Annotated in this window: 17 protein-coding genes; 5 read left to right on the forward strand and 12 right to left on the reverse strand. The window is 70.6% G+C overall.

Going from position 1 to position 16,303, the window contains the following annotated elements:
• On the reverse strand, window positions 1-258 hold a 258-nt coding region (locus FLV34_RS12610; protein ID WP_147943159.1), incomplete at its 3' end, for a glycoside hydrolase family 11 protein.
• Between the two features lie 867 nt (window positions 259-1,125).
• On the opposite strand from FLV34_RS12610, the gene FLV34_RS12615 reads away from it, so the two are divergent.
• Window positions 1,126-2,856 (forward strand): RICIN domain-containing protein, encoded by a 1,731-nt coding sequence (locus FLV34_RS12615; RefSeq protein ID WP_147943160.1) that lies wholly within the window; start codon window positions 1,126-1,128, stop codon window positions 2,854-2,856.
• A gap of 63 nt (window positions 2,857-2,919) precedes the next feature.
• Here the strand turns inward: FLV34_RS12615 and FLV34_RS41385 are convergent, their stop codons facing one another.
• The 5 genes from FLV34_RS41385 to FLV34_RS12640 form a co-directional block, all read right to left on the reverse strand.
• The gene (locus FLV34_RS41385; protein WP_205830212.1) at window positions 2,920-3,060 is read right to left on the reverse strand and encodes a hypothetical protein; all 141 of its coding nucleotides are present in this window, start codon (window positions 3,058-3,060) and stop codon (window positions 2,920-2,922) included.
• Between the two features lie 172 nt (window positions 3,061-3,232).
• Window positions 3,233-4,432 (reverse strand): MFS transporter, encoded by a 1,200-nt coding sequence (locus tag FLV34_RS12625; protein ID WP_187280619.1) that lies wholly within the window; start codon window positions 4,430-4,432, stop codon window positions 3,233-3,235.
• Window positions 4,433-4,599: 167 nt separating this feature from the next.
• Window positions 4,600-5,202 (reverse strand): helix-turn-helix transcriptional regulator, encoded by a 603-nt coding sequence (locus tag FLV34_RS12630; RefSeq protein WP_142647537.1) that lies wholly within the window; start codon window positions 5,200-5,202, stop codon window positions 4,600-4,602.
• 177 nt (window positions 5,203-5,379) lie between these two features.
• Window positions 5,380-6,063 (reverse strand): response regulator transcription factor, encoded by a 684-nt coding sequence (locus FLV34_RS12635; RefSeq protein WP_147943162.1) that lies wholly within the window; start codon window positions 6,061-6,063, stop codon window positions 5,380-5,382.
• Window positions 6,060-7,310 carry a sensor histidine kinase gene (locus tag FLV34_RS12640; protein ID WP_147943163.1) on the reverse strand — a complete coding sequence of 417 codons (1,251 nt, stop codon included), beginning with the start codon at window positions 7,308-7,310 and terminating at the stop codon, window positions 6,060-6,062. The genes FLV34_RS12635 and FLV34_RS12640 overlap by 4 nt, the downstream gene beginning before the upstream one ends.
• Before the next feature lie 248 nt (window positions 7,311-7,558).
• Here FLV34_RS12640 and FLV34_RS12645 point away from each other — a divergent pair, with 248 nt between their 5' ends.
• Window positions 7,559-7,975 (forward strand): DUF6223 family protein, encoded by a 417-nt coding sequence (locus FLV34_RS12645; RefSeq protein WP_222709484.1) that lies wholly within the window; start codon window positions 7,559-7,561, stop codon window positions 7,973-7,975.
• A 123-nt stretch (window positions 7,976-8,098) separates the two neighbouring features.
• Here FLV34_RS12645 and FLV34_RS42345 read toward each other — a convergent pair whose 3' ends face one another.
• From FLV34_RS42345 to kdpF, 6 genes are all read right to left on the reverse strand, one after another.
• Entirely contained in the window at window positions 8,099-8,419 is a 321-nt protein-coding gene (locus FLV34_RS42345; RefSeq protein ID WP_261985757.1) for a cellulose-binding domain-containing protein, read from the reverse strand.
• A complete protein-coding gene (locus tag FLV34_RS42350) occupies window positions 8,404-9,330 on the reverse strand; it encodes a hypothetical protein (RefSeq protein WP_261985758.1) in 927 nt (308 codons plus the stop codon). The genes FLV34_RS42345 and FLV34_RS42350 overlap by 16 nt, the downstream gene beginning before the upstream one ends.
• A 290-nt stretch (window positions 9,331-9,620) precedes the next feature.
• Window positions 9,621-10,493: a potassium-transporting ATPase subunit C gene (locus FLV34_RS12655; RefSeq protein ID WP_142647545.1), complete on the reverse strand. Its 873-nt coding sequence runs from the start codon at window positions 10,491-10,493 to the stop codon at window positions 9,621-9,623.
• The gene (kdpB, locus tag FLV34_RS12660; RefSeq protein WP_147943165.1) at window positions 10,494-12,635 is read right to left on the reverse strand and encodes a potassium-transporting ATPase subunit KdpB; all 2,142 of its coding nucleotides are present in this window, start codon (window positions 12,633-12,635) and stop codon (window positions 10,494-10,496) included.
• On the reverse strand, window positions 12,635-14,296 hold the full coding sequence (gene kdpA, locus FLV34_RS12665) for a potassium-transporting ATPase subunit KdpA (RefSeq protein WP_147943166.1): 1,662 nt from the start codon (window positions 14,294-14,296) through the stop codon (window positions 12,635-12,637). Before kdpA ends, kdpB begins: the two co-directional genes overlap by 1 nt.
• Window positions 14,296-14,385 carry a K(+)-transporting ATPase subunit F gene (gene kdpF, locus FLV34_RS12670; protein WP_142647549.1) on the reverse strand — a complete coding sequence of 30 codons (90 nt, stop codon included), beginning with the start codon at window positions 14,383-14,385 and terminating at the stop codon, window positions 14,296-14,298. Before kdpF ends, kdpA begins: the two co-directional genes overlap by 1 nt.
• Window positions 14,386-14,934: 549 nt before the next feature.
• Here kdpF and FLV34_RS12680 point away from each other — a divergent pair.
• From FLV34_RS12680 to FLV34_RS12690, 3 genes are read left to right on the forward strand one after another with little or no spacing between them, the layout of a single operon-like run.
• A complete protein-coding gene (locus FLV34_RS12680) occupies window positions 14,935-15,195 on the forward strand; it encodes an SAV_915 family protein (protein ID WP_222709485.1) in 261 nt (86 codons plus the stop codon).
• Window positions 15,195-15,398, forward strand: coding sequence for a hypothetical protein (locus FLV34_RS12685; protein WP_147943167.1), 204 nt, complete (start codon window positions 15,195-15,197; stop codon window positions 15,396-15,398). The genes FLV34_RS12680 and FLV34_RS12685 overlap by 1 nt, the downstream gene beginning before the upstream one ends.
• Window positions 15,399-15,421: 23 nt before the next feature.
• Window positions 15,422-16,297 (forward strand): DNA-processing protein DprA, encoded by an 876-nt coding sequence (locus tag FLV34_RS12690; protein WP_147943168.1) that lies wholly within the window; start codon window positions 15,422-15,424, stop codon window positions 16,295-16,297.
• The last annotated feature ends 6 nt before the right edge of the window (window positions 16,298-16,303 follow it).

Raw genomic sequence — 16,303 nt, forward strand, 5'->3', positions numbered from 1 at the left:
GAAGTTGCCGGTGTTGCGCCAGGAGGTGCTGTAGTTTCCGCCGGAGCCCAGCTCCATGGAGACCGTGCCCTGGCTGTCGGTCCAGAACGAATAGAAGTATCCGTTGTTGGTGCCGGTCTGGTTCGTCGTCACGGCCGCGTTGGCGACACCGGGCAGCAACGCCACGGCAGCGGCCAGCGCCACGGCGCAGACACGGCCGATGAACAGCCGTACGCCGCCGGACCCGCGGCTTCTCATCCGGACGGGAAGGTGATTCATGTACGCGCCTCCTCCTCAACGGGCCGACGGCGGCCGGAGCGACGTGGTGCCGACGGCCGGGGTGGCGGCCCCCGCAGCGCCGCGGCGGAGGTTGGCCGGTCGTCACACGGCCGCCGATCTGAGGACCCTGTCGCGGTCCGCGATCCGGATCGACAGCGGTCGAGACCCTTCGTAGCGGGCGAAATTATCGGACAGACGGCGAAAGTGTCGGCTCGAACCTGCGGGGCTGTCAACGACGCGGGTAAAGCCGCTTTCACCCCGCAGGTCATCTTGACAGATCGGCCCTGGTTACCGGCGACATACGACGGAACGGACGCTGGCGAAGGCGATGAAAGTTACGTGAAATCCTCCGGGCGAATCAGGGTCACCCCAGGCGGGACGGCGGCGATCTCACGTCCTGAGCTCCGAGATCTTACGGCAGGATGCCCAGAAAGCTATCGCGAGATGAGCGAAATTTTCACGCTCACTCATCCCGAGCGTCGCCGGTGAAGCCTCCCGGCATGCGCCCGCTCGGCCGACGAGGAGCCTCCGGCGGCGGGCGGCCGGGGAAATCCCCTGGCCAGGCCGGTTTTCGCGGAGGCTCGCCGACGTGATCGTACGGCTCGATTCCGGCGTACGCAATCCTTTGCCTCCACCTTTGCGGTGGTCCCGATACCCCCGCTGTCCGCGTCGGGAAATCGTGCGCAGAAAGAAAGCCGCATGGCGGACAGTCTTGACGGCCGGACAAGTTCATCGTACGTTTCCGGCTCGGAAAACCTTTGCGCACAGTTGCTCAGCCCGGGTTGTGCGCCCCGCGTCATCCTCGTCGCCCGCCGACGCCCCCGCGGTCCACTCCGCGGACACCCCCACACCCCCCAGGAGAGACGCATGAAGACGACCAGATCCAGAGCCGGGCAGGCCGCCGCCCTGCTCACCTCGCTCGCCCTCAGCGCGGCCGGCGCGCCCCTCGCCGCCGCCCCCGCCGGCGCCGCCGCGAGTCCCTCGACCACGCTGGTGGTCAACGCCGACCAGCCCTTCCGTCCGGTGACGCACGTGGCGAGCGGCTCGCTGTACGGCCTGGCGGACGCGTCGACGCCGGCGGACAACCTCGCCCAGGCCATCAAGCCGAACACCTTCGTGCAGAAGCCGCAGGGCGGCAGGCAGCAGCCGACGGGCGACATCCTGACCGTCGCCCCGAAGGCGGCCAGGGCCGGCGCGAAGGTCGTGAACCGGCTGTCCGACGTGTACGCGGGCTGGCCATACCAGTTCAGCTGGAGCAACTGGTTCAGCCTGGTCGACCAGCAGATCGCGCAGACCAAGGCGTCCGGCATCACCAACCTCGCCGCGTACGAGCTGTGGAACGAGTCGGACAACACCTGGAACTCGGCGAACGGCACCTTCGAGGACTTCTGGACCAGGACCTACCGTGAGGTGCGGGCCAAGGACCCGACGACCCCGATCCAGGGGCCGAGCTTCTCGGACAACATCAGCGACATGGACAACTTCCTGAGGAACGCGGTCGCGACCAACACCGTGCCGGACATCATCGCCTGGCATGAGCTGATCAGGTCCTCGAAGATCGCCGGCGACATCGCCACGGTCGTCAACCTCGAGAAGAAGTACGGCATCAGCCCGCGTCCGATCGCCATCGAGGAGTACGCCGCCCCATCGGAGGTCGGCATCCCCGGCGCCCTCGTCGGGTACATCGCCAAGTTCGAGCGGCTGGGCGTCCACGACGCCGAGCTGGCGTTCTGGAACCAGTCCGGCACGCTCGGCGACCTGCTCACCGGCCGCGGCGGCTCGCCCAACGGCGCCTACTGGCTCTACAAGTGGTACGCCGACATGAGCGGCAACATGGTGACGACCACGCCGCCCGCGCAGACCGGCATCGACGGCGCCGCGGCGATGAACAGCGCCGGTGACCAGCTCAGCGTCATCGTCGGAGGCGGCTCCGGTGACAGCGCCGTGGCGATCAACGGGCTCGGCTCCTTCGGCGGGACCGCCCATGTGAAGGTCGAGTACACCCCCTCCCCCGGCCGTACGGTGGCCGTCTCCGGACCCAGCACGCTGGCCGAGTCGAACTACACCGTGAACAACGGCTCGATCACCGTGCCCATCCCGGCGATGAACGCCACCTACGGATATCACCTGGTCGTCACTCCGGGCAGCGGCGGCGGCAACCCCGGCACCTCGCTGGCCGGGTCGTACCAGATCAGGAACGTGAACAGCGGCCTCGCCCTGGACACGCTGAACTCCGGCACCGGCCAGGGCACCCTGGTCGACCAGGCCACTCCCTCGTCCAGCGCCACCCAGACGTGGACCCTCGTCGACAGCGGCTCCGGCCTCTACAAGATCGTCAACAGGGCGAGCGGGCTGCTCCTCGGCATCACCAACATGAGCACCGGCAACGGCGGTACGGCCCTGATCTGGGGTGACAACGGCACCGCCGACCATCTGTGGTCGTTCCTACCGGACGGGAACGGCCGCTACAAGATCCGCAACTACAACAGCGGTCTGCTGCTCGGCGTCAACGGCATGAGCAAGTCGCCCGGCGCCCAGGTCCTCCAGTGGGAGGACAACGGCACCGCCGACCACCTCTGGACCCTCACGGCCCGCTAGCGGCGGCTCGTCCCCGCCGGCCGGACCCGGCCGGCGGGGATCGTGCGCGTTCGGCCCGCGGGGTCAGATGATCGGGGGGCGGCCCGCCAGGGTGAGCCGCACCACGGTGGCCCACGACATGGGGCGGCGCTGCCCGTGCCCGCCCTCGGGCCGGTCGTTCATGGTGAGCACCACCACGTCGACGGTGGCCCTGTGGCTGGACATCGTGTCGCGTCTCCCGGGTGGGCGTGGCGTACGGACACGAGCAGGGAACGCGTCATGCGCCGTTCCCGTCGCGTCGACCCGCCCACCCTAGTGGCCGTCGCCTGCGTCTCCGGGCCGAACACGAAGGAAAAGCGGCCGCTCGGTCTCGTGATGGCTCCCGCAGCACCGGACCTCATGCAGGGTGGTGACGATCCGCCGGGTCTTCGCGGGGTGTGGTGGCCGCGCGGATCGATCGGGTGCCGAGGGCTACGCCGGTGGCGGCGATTTCGGCGATCGCGCAGGCGCCGAACGCCGCGTGGAGGCTGAAGCGCTCGACCATGACGGCGAAGACGGTGTAGGAGACGGGCACCAGCCCGAGGGCGGAGAAGCTGACCAGTGCCATGACGCGCCCCAGGTAGGCATGGCTGGTGTTGGCCTGGACGACTCCGAGGAGCAGTGCGCCCGCGGGTCCCGAGGTGAACCCGAGCCCGGCGGCCGCGACGGCCGCGAGCGGGAGGCCGGGCACGAACGGCAGCAGCGCGACGAAGGCGGCGCCCGCGGCGACCCAGCGCAATCCCGTGACGGCCGGTTTACGCGCGGGCGGGAGAGCCACGAGAAGCAGCGCACCGGCGACGGCTCCGATGCCGAATCCGCTGATGACGAGGCTGAAGCCGGTCGCGTTCCACCCACGGTTTTCGGCCAGCAGCGCCACGCCGACGTTGAGGGGGGCGGAGAGCGCGAGATTCAAGGTGGTGACGACCAGCAACACGGGGCCGAGGACGGGTGTGGTGGCGGCGTAGCGCAGTCCGGTCCACAGGGACGCGAACAGGTTCTCCTTTTCACGAGGGTTCTCCGGCTCGTCCGGCTGCGGTCGTACGCGGAGCCGCAGGGAGCGCAACAGCAGCAGCGCGGCGGTGAACAGCGCGGCGTTGGCGGCGGCGGCCAGACCGGGGCCGCCGGCGGCGACGAGAATCCCCCCGAGCGGAGCCCCGAGCACCGTGGCCGTTCGTTCCAGGGTCTGGACGAGTCCCTGACCTGCGGGCAGCTGCCGCGGCTGCAGCAACGCGGGCGGCAGCGCCGCTGCGGCGGGCATGTGGGCGGCGTCCAGTGCGCCGAACAGCAGCGCCACCCCGATCAGCAACCAGAGGTGCGGCGCGGATGCCGTCACCACCGCGACGGCGAAGGCGAGCATGAGGGCGGCGCGCAGCGTCTGGCTCGCCAGGGTCACCCGCAAGGGACCGTAGCGGTCGGCGACCGTCCCCCCGAGCAGGATCAGCACCGCCCGGGGAACGGACGCGGCCGTCATGACGAGTGCCGCCTGCCGGGGGTCTCCCGTGCGGGCCGCCGCCCAGCCCAAGGCGATGAACCAGATCTGGTCGCCCACCAACGACATGCCGAACCCGGTGAGATAACGGCCGAAGCCCGGCGCGCGCAGTACTCCCGCCGGCCGCTCAGTCCGCTGCCGTCCGGTAGGGCTCAGGGGCCGTGGCAATCGTCGTTGCGACCTGCTGTCGTGCGGCATGGCGGTGTTCCTGGGGAGAAGGGGGATGAGGTCTGGGCCTACCGGGGCTCGGTGCCCGTGTCGCTCGCGGGTGCGGACCCTGCGATGGGAAAGGCGTGCAGGAACAGGAACACGTGGTCTCGACCCGGGCCGTCGGGGCGTCCGGCCCATCGTTCGATGACGGCGTCGAGTTCCCTGCCGAGCTCGCGCAGCTCGTCGGGTGTGAGGCGGAGCACGCTGTCGGTGCTCTTCGCCGCCGACGCCCAGGCGGTTCCCCAGCGCTGCGGACCGTCGGCCAGCCATTCCTGCAGCCGATCGATGTGGCGCCCGATGAGCACCCGCTGCGCGGTCGCCGCCACCTCCTGCGCCCCCGGGCTGTCCGCGAAGTCCTCCGGGGACCAGCGGACGCCGCCCGGTATCGCCCGCCACCAGCGCTCCCGCCCGTCCTCGCACAGGTCGGGCGCCTCCTCGATGAAGCCGTGGGCGGCGAGCCTGCGCAGGTGGTAGCTCAGCGAGCCGGGCGCCCCGGGGACATGTCTGGCCAGTTGGGCGGCGGTCGCCGGCCCGTCCGCCACCAGGACCTCGTACAGCCGTAGCCGTGCGGGGTGGGCGATGACCTTGAGGACCGTTGGGTCGGTGATCCGGCCCGTCTTCTTGCTCACGCCCGACAGCGTAGCAAATCCACGAGATAATTTGCGCAAATAAATTTGTGCTTCCGCCGCCCGCAGTCGTCAAGAGGTGCGGTTGCCGCACCTGCGGCGCCCACCTGGAACGCCGGTGCGGTGCGGGCGGTGGCGGCACGGCCCCCAGCCGCCGCACGAGCGCGACCCGGCCGTGCCTCACATCGCGGGGCCGACCAGTCCTGCCTGATAGGCGATGACGACCAGTTGCGCGCGGTCGCGCGCGCCCAGCTTCGCCATCGCGCGGCTGACGTGGGTGCGCGCGGTGGCCGGGCTGAGGAACAACTCGGCGCCGATCTCGTGGTTGCTCAGCCCCCGTCCCACCAGGGCCAGCACCTCGCGCTCGCGCTCGGTCAGCACCGCGAGGCGGTCCTCCCCCGCCCGGGCGGCCGTTCGCAGCGCGGCGAACCGGCCGATGAGGCGCCGGGTGATCCGCGGCGCGAGCAGCGCGTCCCCGGCGGCGATCACCCGGATGGCGTGCAGGAGCTCGGCAGGCCCGGCGTCCTTGAGCAGGAAGCCGCTCGCCCCGGCCTGCAGTGCGTCGAACACGTACTCGTCGGTGTCGTAGGTGGTGAGGATGAGCACCCGCACCTGCTCCAGCCCGCGCGTCTCGGAAATCCGGGCGGTCGCCTGGATCCCGTCCAGCCTGGGCATGCGGATGTCCATGAGGACGACGTCGGGGCGGGTGGCACGGGCCCGTTCGACGGCTTCGGCGCCGTCGGTGGCCTCCCCCACCACCGTGATGTCGTCCTCGATGTCGAGCAGGACCTTGAACCCGGAACGCACCAGACGCTCGTCATCGGCGATCAGCACCTTGATCGGTGCGGCCTCCGCCGCGTTCATGCGCGCGGCCCGGTCGGCGCGAGGGGCAGGCGTGCCCTGACCTCGAACCCGCCGCCCGGAAGCGGCCCGGCGTCGAGCTCTCCGCCCAGCAGCCGGCAGCGCTCGCGCATGCCGGCGATGCCGCGGCCGGGCCCGGCCGAGCCTGCGACGCCGCTCGGATGCCGGGCGGGCAGGCGCGGATCAGCATGACCTGCGGCGGCGCGGCGGCCCTCATCGGTGACGCGGATCTCCAAGGCCTCGATCCCGGGGTTCAGCTCCACCGTCACCTGGGTCGGGCCGACGTGACGGACCACGTTGGTGATCGATTCCTGGACGATCCGGTAGGCGGCGCTGCCCACCGCGCTCGGCAACGACGTCGCGGGCGGAGCCTCCTCGACCGTGATGTCGAGTCCGGCCTCGCGCGCCTTGGCGGCCAGCTCGCCGATCTGTCCCAGCCCGGGGTACGGCTCCCGCCCCTCGTTGTCGTCGCCGTCGTCGTCGCGGAGCACTCCCAGGATGGCCCGCATCTCCCGCAGCGCCCGGGAACTGTGCTCCTCGATGGCGCGCAGCGCCTCGCGCGCCACTTCCGGCCGCTTGTCGAGCACGTGCGCGGTGACACCGGACTGGACGTTGATGACCGCGATCGCGTGCGCGACGGTGTCGTGGACCTCGCGCGCGATCCGGAGCCGTTCGGCGTTCACGCGCGCCCGCGCCTCCTCCTCGCGGGTCCGCTCGGCCAGCTCGGCGCGCTCCCGGGCCTCGGCCGCGATGACCTGCCGGGACCGGACGGACTCGCCGAGGGCCGCGCTCATGACCGACGCGCCGATGCGGAAGTACACCCAGCCGATGGCGGCGCGTGGCTCGATGCCGGACGCGGCGACCAGCCAGACGGCGGTGAGCACCGCGATACCCGCCCCGGCGATCACCAGCGACCGGCGCCCGTCCCCGTACGCGGCAAGCGTGTAGAGGGCGGCGAAGAGCCCGAGCCAGCCCGGCCCGTCCGGGAAGCCGAGGCCGTAGTACACCAGGCTGGCGAGCGCGGCGGTGACGAACACCGGCACCGGCCACCGGCGGCGTACGGCGACGACGACGCCGCTCACGACCAGCAGGACATATCCGAGGTTTCCCAGGTCGGTGAGGGGACGCTGCACCACCTCGCCGGCGTTGCGGACGATCGTGCCCTGCACCTGCGCCACCGTGACGAACAGCGCGAGCAACACGTCCTGCGCCGGTGCCGGCAGGCGCAACGACGCCACGCGGTGTTCCATGCCGCGATCCTACGGTTCCGCGTGTGCGGGGCCACTCCGCCCGGACGCGCGGCCGCCCTACCGCCAGGGGCGTACCTGGGTCCGGCCCGGCTACGCGGAACCGCGTAGCCGGTGCCGACCGCTGCCGGAAGCCCCGGCCGCCCCGGCGGCGCGACGATCGGTTTCCGTGAGGCCCCTCCCGGGCGCTCCGCACCGGCGCCTCGGCACGCGCATGCCGCGGGCCCGTTCAGCCGACCGAAAGGATCCCCATGTCCCTTCTGCACCTGCCCGCCGCCGCCACCGCCGCCCTGCTCACGATCGCGGGGCGCACCACACCGGCGGCCGCGCGCGTTCTGGTCCAGCCGGTCGGTGCCTACACCCTGACCACCGGGCGTCTCTGGGCCCTGGCGGCGGCGCTGCTGGGGCTGGCCGGCGTCGTCGTCGGCGGGCTGGCCCTGGCCCGCGCCGCGGGCCGAATCGGTGCAGGCACCGGGAGAAGGGGGGCCGTCGTGGCCCTGGCGGCTGGGCTGACCTGCACGATCATCGGCGTGCTGGTCGTGGCCGCCGCCAAGGGTGGTCCCGGCACCGGCTACGGCATCGTCGGGGGCTGGGTGGACCTGGTGGCCGGGCCGATCGCCATGCTTCTCGGCGGGCTCGCTCTGGCCCGCTCCCGCCGCACCACCTGACCTGGTCCCGTGCCGGCGCGCATAGTGTTCTCCAGGCGCCGCCTCGGCGGAGACGACCACCCGTGAGTCATCGTCGGTTCCGGGCGGCGCGAGCGCGCGCGTCGGCCGGGGCCGGTCGCGGGGTCACCTCCGTACGCAGGGGGCGCCGTTGAGCGTGAACATGCCCGGGGCGGCGTTGGATCCGCTGTAGCTCGCCTGGAAACCGAAGCTCGCCGTGCCGCCGTTGGCCGGGATCGCGCCGTTCCAGCTCGCGTTCTGCACCGTCACCCGGGTGCCGGACTGGGTGGCGGTGCCGTTCCAGGCGTTGGTGATCTTCTGGTTTCCGGCGAAGTCGAACACCAGGGTCCAGCCGTTGAGCGCGCTGCTCGTGCCGTTGGCGATCGTGACGTCAGCGGTGAAGCCGCTCCCCCAGTCGTTGGTCTTGTACGTCACCGTGCAGGGCACCGACGTCGGCGTAACCGAAGGAGAGGGAGACGGGGCCGAAGGAGAGGGAGACGGGGAGACGGACGGGCCGGCGGAAGGAGACGGTGACGGCGACGGTGGCGACGGGGACCGGCTGGGCGAGGCGGACGGAGACGCGCTGGGAGACGCGCTGGGAGACGCGCTGGGAGACGCGCTGGGAGACGCGCTGGGAGACGCGCTGGGAGACGGAGAGGGCGAGGCGGCGCCTCCGCTCTTGGCCGCCATCCGGGCCGAGTGCGCCCGGAACACGGCGAGCGCCGGGTGATCCCGCTGTAGTGGTTCGTGCGGTTGAGTGCGTAGTCGACATAGTTCTTGTACTGGGTGAAGCAGCCCGGGCACTTGGTCTTGTCGAAGAAGACGGCGCGCCCGGGGTGCCCGCCGCTCAGGCCCTCCCACCTCAGCCGGGTGTCGATGCCGCCGTACGCCTCCCAGTAGTTCTCGAACACCGGGATGAGCCGGATGTCGTGCGCCTTGGCGGACTCGATGACGTAGTCGAACAGCGCGAACTGCTGGTCGTTGTACACGCCCTTGCCGGGCTCGAACCCGTGCCGGCTCTCATGGCTGAACATCCACAGCCGCAGCACGCTCACCTTGTCGGCCTGCAGCTCGGCCATGTGCGCGTCGATGCGCGCCTTGTCCATGTACTGCGTCTCGGTGTCGCCGTAGCTGCCGCCGTAGGTGAACACGTCGTAGGTGTTCGCGCCCGCGAAGTAGTACATCTTGCCGTCCAGGCAGAAATGGATGCCACACCGCTGCACGAAGCCGGAGCTCGCCGCGCCGGCGGCCGTGTGGGAGAACGCCACCATGCCCGCCGCCATGCCCGCCGCCATGCCCGCCGTCAGGGCGAGAGCCGGCGACACGAGCAGGTGGAGTGGGCGTAACCCTCGTCTCATGGGGACTTCCTCATCGAGCGTACGTACGGGAGCGTTCGCACCGAATACGCCCGGAGGCCCTCTCCGCAATCACGCCGCCCGGCCCGATCTTCCCACATGCCTTCTCACCTGTGGTGAACCGGTTAGTGCCAGGACCCGGCCGATGAAAGTTACACCTGCCTGCACCGGTTAAGCGGGCGCCCCGTCCACCGGCTCCAGACGCCGGACGTTCGCCACCGGGCGGTCGTGGGTCCTGCCGGCCCCGGGTGCCGCGCCGCGGTGGACTCGCGGCCGCCCGAGCGCCCTTCAGCTCATCTCTTCAGCCTGTCGAGATCCAGGTTGAGCTCCAGCACGTTCACGCCGGGCTCTCCCATGAACCCGAGCGCCCGGCCGGTCGTGTGCCGCCTGATGAGGGCTCGTACGGTGTCCAGGCCGACGCCGCGCTCCCTGGCCACCCGTGGGGCCTGCAGTTCGGCGTACGCGATGGAGATGTCCGGGTCGAGGCCGCTGCCGCTCGCGGTGACGGCGTCCGGCGGGACGACCGCGCGGGCGTCGCCGCGCACCGGCACAGTGCGCCCGGCCGAGTAGTCCTCGCCCGGCCTGCCGCACTCGACCTTCACCCCTTCGTAGACCGGGACGAACGGCGTGGCGGGACAGGCCTGGTTGACGCTGACGACCTTCGTGGGTGTGCCGGCGGCGGGGAAGACCTTGAGCACCGCGCCGACGCCGTCCGCCGTGCAGTACGGCCTGGCCCCGCTGACGCCCTCCAGTTCGCCGATCGCCTTGGACCGGGCGCACACCTGGGTGAGCAGGCTCTGCCTGCCGGTGTCGGGGTTCCCCTCGTCGTCCTTGGCGCCCGGCACGGGGAGGGTGTCGAGGACGTCCTCCGGGCCGAGGTTGCTCGCGCCCGAGGCCGACGGATCGTAACCGCTCGCGGATGGGCGGCTCTGGAAGTACGTTTTGATCGGGTTGCCGTCCGCGTCGGTGAAGCTCTGGCCGATGAGGGCGCTGCCCACATCCTTGCCGCCCTCCTTGAGGAGGGAGCCGTCGGCGTTGCCGTTGAACACGGCCTGCGCGACGCCCGTGACCAGCAGCGGGTATATCGCGCCGGTCACCAGGGTGAGCACGAGAAGCGCGCGCAGCGCCGCGATGTGCCGGCGGATCCAGCTTGGCAGGCGTTCCATTTATGACATCCCCGGAAGGAACATGATGAGCAGGTCGATGAGCTTGATGCCGATGAACGGGACGACGATCCCGCCGAGGCCGTAGATGTAGAGGTTGCGGCTGAGCAGTTTCGACGCGCTGGAGGGGCGGTAGCGCACGCCGCGCAGGGCGAGCGGGATCAGCGCGACGATGACCAGGGCGTTGAAGATGACCGCGGACAGGATGGCCGACTGCGGGCTGTGCAGCCGCATGACGTTCAGCGTGTCCAGGCCCGGATAGACGGCGGCGAACATGGCCGGGATGATCGCGAAATACTTCGCGATGTCGTTGGCGATGGAGAAGGTGGTCAGCGCACCCCGGGTGATCAGCAGTTGCTTGCCGATCTCGACGATCTCGATGAGCTTGGTCGGGTTGGAGTCGAGATCGACCATGTTCCCGGCCTCCTTGGCGGCCGAGGTGCCGGTGTTCATCGCCACCCCCACGTCGGCCTGGGCCAGCGCCGGGGCGTCGTTGGTGCCGTCGCCGGTCATCGCGACCAGCCGCCCGCCCTCCTGCTCCTTGCGGATCAGGGCGAGCTTGTCCTCCGGGGTCGCCTCGGCCAGGAAGTCGTCCACGCCCGCCTCGTCGGCGATGGCCTTGGCGGTGAGCGGGTTGTCCCCGGTGATCATGACGGTGCGGATGCCCATCCGGCGCATCTCGTCGAACCGCTCGCGCATGCCCGTCTTGACGACGTCCTTGAGGTGGATGACGCCGAGCACCCGGGCCGTGCAGCCATCGATCTCGCCCACCACGAGCGGCGTGCCGCCGGAGGCGGAGATCCCGTCGACCAGCTGCCCGACGTACGCGGAGGGCCGGCCGCCGTTGTCGCGCACCCACCTGATCACGGCGGCCGCGGCGCCCTTGCGGACCCGGCGCCCGTCGACGTCGACGCCGGACATGCGGGTCTGCGCGGTGAACGGAATCCAGCCGGCGTGGGCCAGCTCGCCCGGCCGCCGTTCGCGCAGGCCGAAGGTGTTCTTGGCGTAGACCACGATCGAACGGCCCTCGGGGGTCTCGTCCGCCAGGCTGGACAGCTGCGCCGCCCGCGCGAGCTCCATGACGGGCACACCGGGCACCGGAAGGAACTCGGCCGCCTGCCGGTTGCCCAGGGTGATCGTGCCGGTCTTGTCGAGCAGCAGCGTGCTGACGTCACCGGCTGCCTCGACCGCGCGGCCGGACATGGCCAGCACGTTGCGCTGCACCAGGCGGTCCATGCCGGCGATGCCGATGGCCGACAGCAGCGCCCCGATCGTGGTCGGGATGAGGCAGACCAGCAGCGAGATCAGCACGATGCCGGTGACGCCGTTCCCGTTCAGTGCCAGGGAGTCGGGGATACCGGGGTTCTGCGCCTTGGAGTAGATCGCCAGCGGCTGCATGGTCACCGTGGCGATCAAGAAGATGATCGTGAGTGCGGCCAGCAGGATGTTGAGGGCGATCTCGTTGGGGGTCTTCTGCCGGTTCGCGCCCTCGACCAGGGCGATCATCCGGTCGATGAAGCTCTCCCCCGGCTTCTGGGTGATCCGTACGATGATCCGGTCCGACAGAACCTTGGTGCCGCCCGTGACGGCCGAGCGGTCGCCGCCGGACTCGCGGATCACCGGTGCGGACTCCCCGGTGATGGCCGACTCGTCCACGCTGGCGATGCCCTCGACCACGTCGCCGTCGCCCGGGATGATCTCGCCGGCCTCGACGATGACATGGTCGCCCTGCCGGAGTTCGGGGGCGCCCACCGTCTCCCGGCGCCCGGGGTCGGCCGGGTCCGGCAGCCGCCGGGCCATCGTGTCGCGCTTGGCCGCCCGCAACGTGGCGGCCTGGGCCTTGCCCCGGCCCTCGGCCACGGCCTCGGCCAGGTTGGCGAACACGACGGTCAGCCACAGCCAGACCGCGATCGCCCAGGCGAAGAACGAGGGATCGGTGAGCGCGAGCACGGTGGTGAACGCCGCGCCGACCTCGACGATGAGCATCACCGGGTTGCGCCACAGCGTGGCGGGGTTCAGCTTGCGCAGGGCCTCGGGCAGCGACCGCACGAGCTGCCTGGGGTCGAGCAGACCACCGCCCACCTTGCCGCCCTTCTCCGGAGCGGGTGCGGGAGCCGAGGTTTCCGGCGCCTGGAGCATTGTCATCACTGGATTCCTTCTGCGAGCGGGCCGAGCGCCAGAGCGGGGAGGAAGGTCAGCGCCACGACGATGATCGTCACGCCGACGACCATGCCGACGAACTGCGGGCGGTGGGTGGGGAGCGTGCCCGCCGAGGCCGGTGCGGGGGCCTGCCTGGCCAGCGAACCGGCGAGGCCGAGCACGAAGACGATCGGCAGGAACCGGCCGAAGGCCATGCACAGCCCGAGCGCGGTGTCGTACCACGGGGTGTTCACGGTGATGCCGCCGAACGCCGACCCGTTGTTGTTGGAGGCGCTGGTGAACGCGTAGAGCACTTCGGACAGGCCGTGCGGCCCGGAGTTGAGCATGCTCGCCCGCTGCCCGGGCGAGGCCATGGCCAGGGCGGTGCCCACGAGCACGAGCACCGGCGTGGTCAGGAAGTAGAGCGAGGCCAGCTTGATCTCGCGCGAGCCGATCTTCTTGCCCAGATACTCCGGCGTACGGCCCACCATGAGACCGGCGACGAACACGGTGATCACCGCGAGCACGAGCATGCCGTACAGGCCCGCGCCCACCCCGCCGGGCGCCACCTCGCCCAGCATCATGTCGACCATCGTCATCATGCCGCCGAGCGCGGTGTAGGAGTCGTGGAAGGAGTCGACCGCGCCGGTCGAGGTCAGCGTCGTGGCCGCGGCGAAGGTGCCCGAGTCGGGCACGCCGAACCTGACCTCCTTGCCTTCCATCGCGGCGCCGACCGCCTGCGGAACGGTGCCGTGATGCGCGATCTCCAGCCCCGTGAGCAGCGCGACGCTCGCGAAGGCCAGCACGCCCATGATCGCGACGATCGCGTAGCCCTGCCGCCGGTCGCCCACCATGCGCCCGAACGTGCGCGGCAGCGCGAACGGCAGCACGAGGATCAGGAAGATCTCCAGCCAGTTCGTCCAGGAGGTCGCGTTCTCGAAGGGGTGGGCGGAGTTGGCGTTGTAGAAGCCGCCGCCGTTGTTGCCGAGCTCCTTGATGACCTCCTGGCCGGCCACCGGCCCGCCGGTGATGCCCTGCGTGCCCCCGGTCAGCGTGGCGACCTCGTGGACGCCCGCGAAGTTCTGGATCACGCCGCCGGCCACCAGGAGGAGCGCCCCGGCGAACGCGATCGGCAGCAGGACGCGGACCGTGCCGCGCACCAGGTCAACCCAGAAATTGCCGAGCTCGTCCGTCCGCTTGCGGGCGAAGCCGCGCACCAGGGCGATCGCCACGGCCATGCCGACGGCGGCCGACACGAAGTTCTGCACCGCCAGGCCGGCCATCTGCACCAGGTGGCCCATCGTGGACTCACCCGAGTACGCCTGCCAGTTGGTGTTGGTGACGAAGCTGACCGCGGTGTTCCACGCCACGTGGTCCGCCACCCCGGGAAAGCCGAGGCTCAGCAGCAGCTTGTCCTGCAGGCGCTGGAAGGCGTAGAGGAACAGGATCGAGACGGCGGAGAAGGCGAGCACGCTGCGGGCGTAGACGCTCCACCGCTGCTCGGCGTCCGGCCGTACCCCGATGAGCCGGTACATCACTCGTTCGACGGCCAGGTGCCGCGTGCCGCTGTAGACGCGGTGCATGTAGTCGCCGAGCGGCCGGTGCGTCAGCACCAGGACGACGACGAGGGATCCGATGAACAGGATCCCGGCCGTGGTGGGCGACATCAGAAACGCTCCGGGAACAGCAGGGCCGCGACCATGAAGACCACCAGGCCGGCGGCCACGACCAGACCCACGGCGTTGACAGCGCTCACAGGCGCTCCACCGCCTTCACCACGAGCCCGCAGATCGCGAATATCGCGACCGTCAGGGCGACGAAGATGACGTCGGCCATCTCACTTCCTCAAATCCGGATGCTTGCCCGGCCGCCGGACCGGCGGCCCTTTAACCAGCAAAGCGCCTGCTCTGAGGGGTCTTGAGGTTCTTGACGCGTTCGCTACGCCGAGCGCCGGAACATCTACGCCACTCCTACACCGCTTCCACGCCGCTTCCACGCCGCTTCTACGCGGCCGGGCATGCCCTCGTAGTCGCGCGTTCGAAGGCGGCGGACGCCGCCGTTGCCGGTCGACGGGCGACGGGCGACGGGCGACGGGCGACGGGCGGCGACCAGCACGGTGAGACGTGCTCGACGCCGCGACCCGCGCCGGTGAAGACGTGCTCGTCGCCGCGGCCAGGGACGCGGCGACGCATCAACGTCGCGTCAGCTTTCGGCGGCAGGGCGTCGGGATTCCGTAGTGACGGCGTTCCCGCTGGTCGCGTGGCGCCTAACGTCGCCTTCGTTGCTCCCTCCGGAAGGCATGACAATGCTCGAAGATCCCTTATATGTGCCGGTCCGCCGCAGCTCGTTCTCCCTGGCGCTACGCCTGTTCCGGACGGCCGCGGGCACACGGACGGCCGTGGCCTTCACCTCGCCGCTGCGGCTGACGAAGGTGCTGGGCAGCGACCATGGCTGGGTCCGTCTGAGCGAGCCCGCGCTGCGGAGCATGCTCAAGGATCTCGGCGTGATCGGCATCGTGATCGACCCCGCCGGCCTGATGAGCCGGCCGAACTCCAGGACCGCGTGATGTGCATCCTCCACCAGACCCTCGATGACCAGTTCACAGAGCCGCCGACGGCCGGGAGCCCGCTGTCGCGCCGGGAGGAGAACCGCATCGGTCTCCCGCGCGCCCGCGACCGGCAGGCCCCGCCGTACGGCGAGGGCGGGATGGACGTCGAGGACGGCGAAACGACGCCGCCACGCCGCGACCCGGTCGTCGCCACTCCCTGAGGCGCTCCCCGGCGTAGCAGGCGTTGAACGCCTGGGACTCCGCCGGAATCGGGGTGCACGCCTTCTTCGACCCCGACTACCCGAGCCGACTGCGCAGCATCCACCAGACGCCGCCGGTGCTTTTCTCCCGCGGCACGCTCCGGGCGGACCACCGTGCGATCGCAGTGGCCGGCACCCGGCAGGCCAGCGAGCGAGGACTCGGCATAGCCTCTGCGGTGGCCACTGACCTTGCTCGAAATGGCGTGACAGTGGTGAGTGGTCTCGCGAAGGGGATCGACACCGCCGCCCATCGAGCCGCGCTGGACGCGGACGGACGGACGGTCGCCGTTATCGGAACGGGAATCAACCAGTTCTATCCCGCCCAGAACCGCGCACTGCAGGAACGAATCTCCTGCGATGGCCTGGTCATCAGCCAGTTCTGGCCGGACACTCCGCCGCACCAGCGCAACTTCCCGATGAGAAACGCCGTGATGAGCGGCTACGCGGCGGCTACCGTCGTGGTCGAGGCTCCGTGGAAGAGCGGTGCACGCATCCAGGCCAGGCTCGCATTGGAGCACGGGCGGCCCGTGATCATGCCGGACCAACTGCTTGAACACGACTGGGCCCGCGACTACGCGAAAAAGCCCGGCGTCCATGTTGTCGCAAGCCTGGGTGAGCTTCTCGATGTCGTGGAAGGATTGATCTCGGAACTGAACACCGGCCCCGATTCTCTTCCGGAGATCCCCACGGATCACCACCCTTGCGCCGCGAAAGCGGCCCACGTCGACCGGTGGAGCCACGTGGCGGTGGTGCCGAGCACGAGAGGACGGTCCGGCGAACATCCGCTGCGCCTGCTGATCGGGAACAGGCTCCGGCTCCCCTGGGTGCGGCTGACCGCGAATTCGGCACTCCCCCCCTGACCTGCG

Origin of the sequence: Microbispora sp. CSR-4, assembly GCF_008033685.1 — a bacterium.
Classification (GTDB): Bacteria; Actinomycetota; Actinomycetes; order Streptosporangiales; family Streptosporangiaceae; genus Microbispora.

Coding starts and splice junctions, on each gene's coding strand:
- FLV34_RS12635 (WP_147943162.1), bottom strand. CDS start 6,063: ATGAACGCGGCGGAGGCCGCACCGATCAAGGTGCTGATCGCCGATGAC.
- FLV34_RS12680 (WP_222709485.1), top strand. CDS start 14,935: ATGCTCGAAGATCCCTTATATGTGCCGGTCCGCCGCAGCTCGTTCTCC.
- kdpA (WP_147943166.1), bottom strand. CDS start 14,296: ATGTCGCCCACCACGGCCGGGATCCTGTTCATCGGATCCCTCGTCGTC.
- FLV34_RS12640 (WP_147943163.1), bottom strand. CDS start 7,310: ATGGAACACCGCGTGGCGTCGTTGCGCCTGCCGGCACCGGCGCAGGAC.
- kdpB (WP_147943165.1), bottom strand. CDS start 12,635: ATGACAATGCTCCAGGCGCCGGAAACCTCGGCTCCCGCACCCGCTCCG.
- FLV34_RS12615 (WP_147943160.1), top strand. CDS start 1,126: ATGAAGACGACCAGATCCAGAGCCGGGCAGGCCGCCGCCCTGCTCACC.
- FLV34_RS12625 (WP_187280619.1), bottom strand. CDS start 4,432: ATGTCGTTGGTGGGCGACCAGATCTGGTTCATCGCCTTGGGCTGGGCG.
- FLV34_RS42350 (WP_261985758.1), bottom strand. CDS start 9,330: ATGAGACGAGGGTTACGCCCACTCCACCTGCTCGTGTCGCCGGCTCTC.
- FLV34_RS12685 (WP_147943167.1), top strand. CDS start 15,195: ATGTGCATCCTCCACCAGACCCTCGATGACCAGTTCACAGAGCCGCCG.
- FLV34_RS41385 (WP_205830212.1), bottom strand. CDS start 3,060: ATGTCCAGCCACAGGGCCACCGTCGACGTGGTGGTGCTCACCATGAAC.
- FLV34_RS12655 (WP_142647545.1), bottom strand. CDS start 10,493: ATGGAACGCCTGCCAAGCTGGATCCGCCGGCACATCGCGGCGCTGCGC.
- FLV34_RS12645 (WP_222709484.1), top strand. CDS start 7,559: ATGTCCCTTCTGCACCTGCCCGCCGCCGCCACCGCCGCCCTGCTCACG.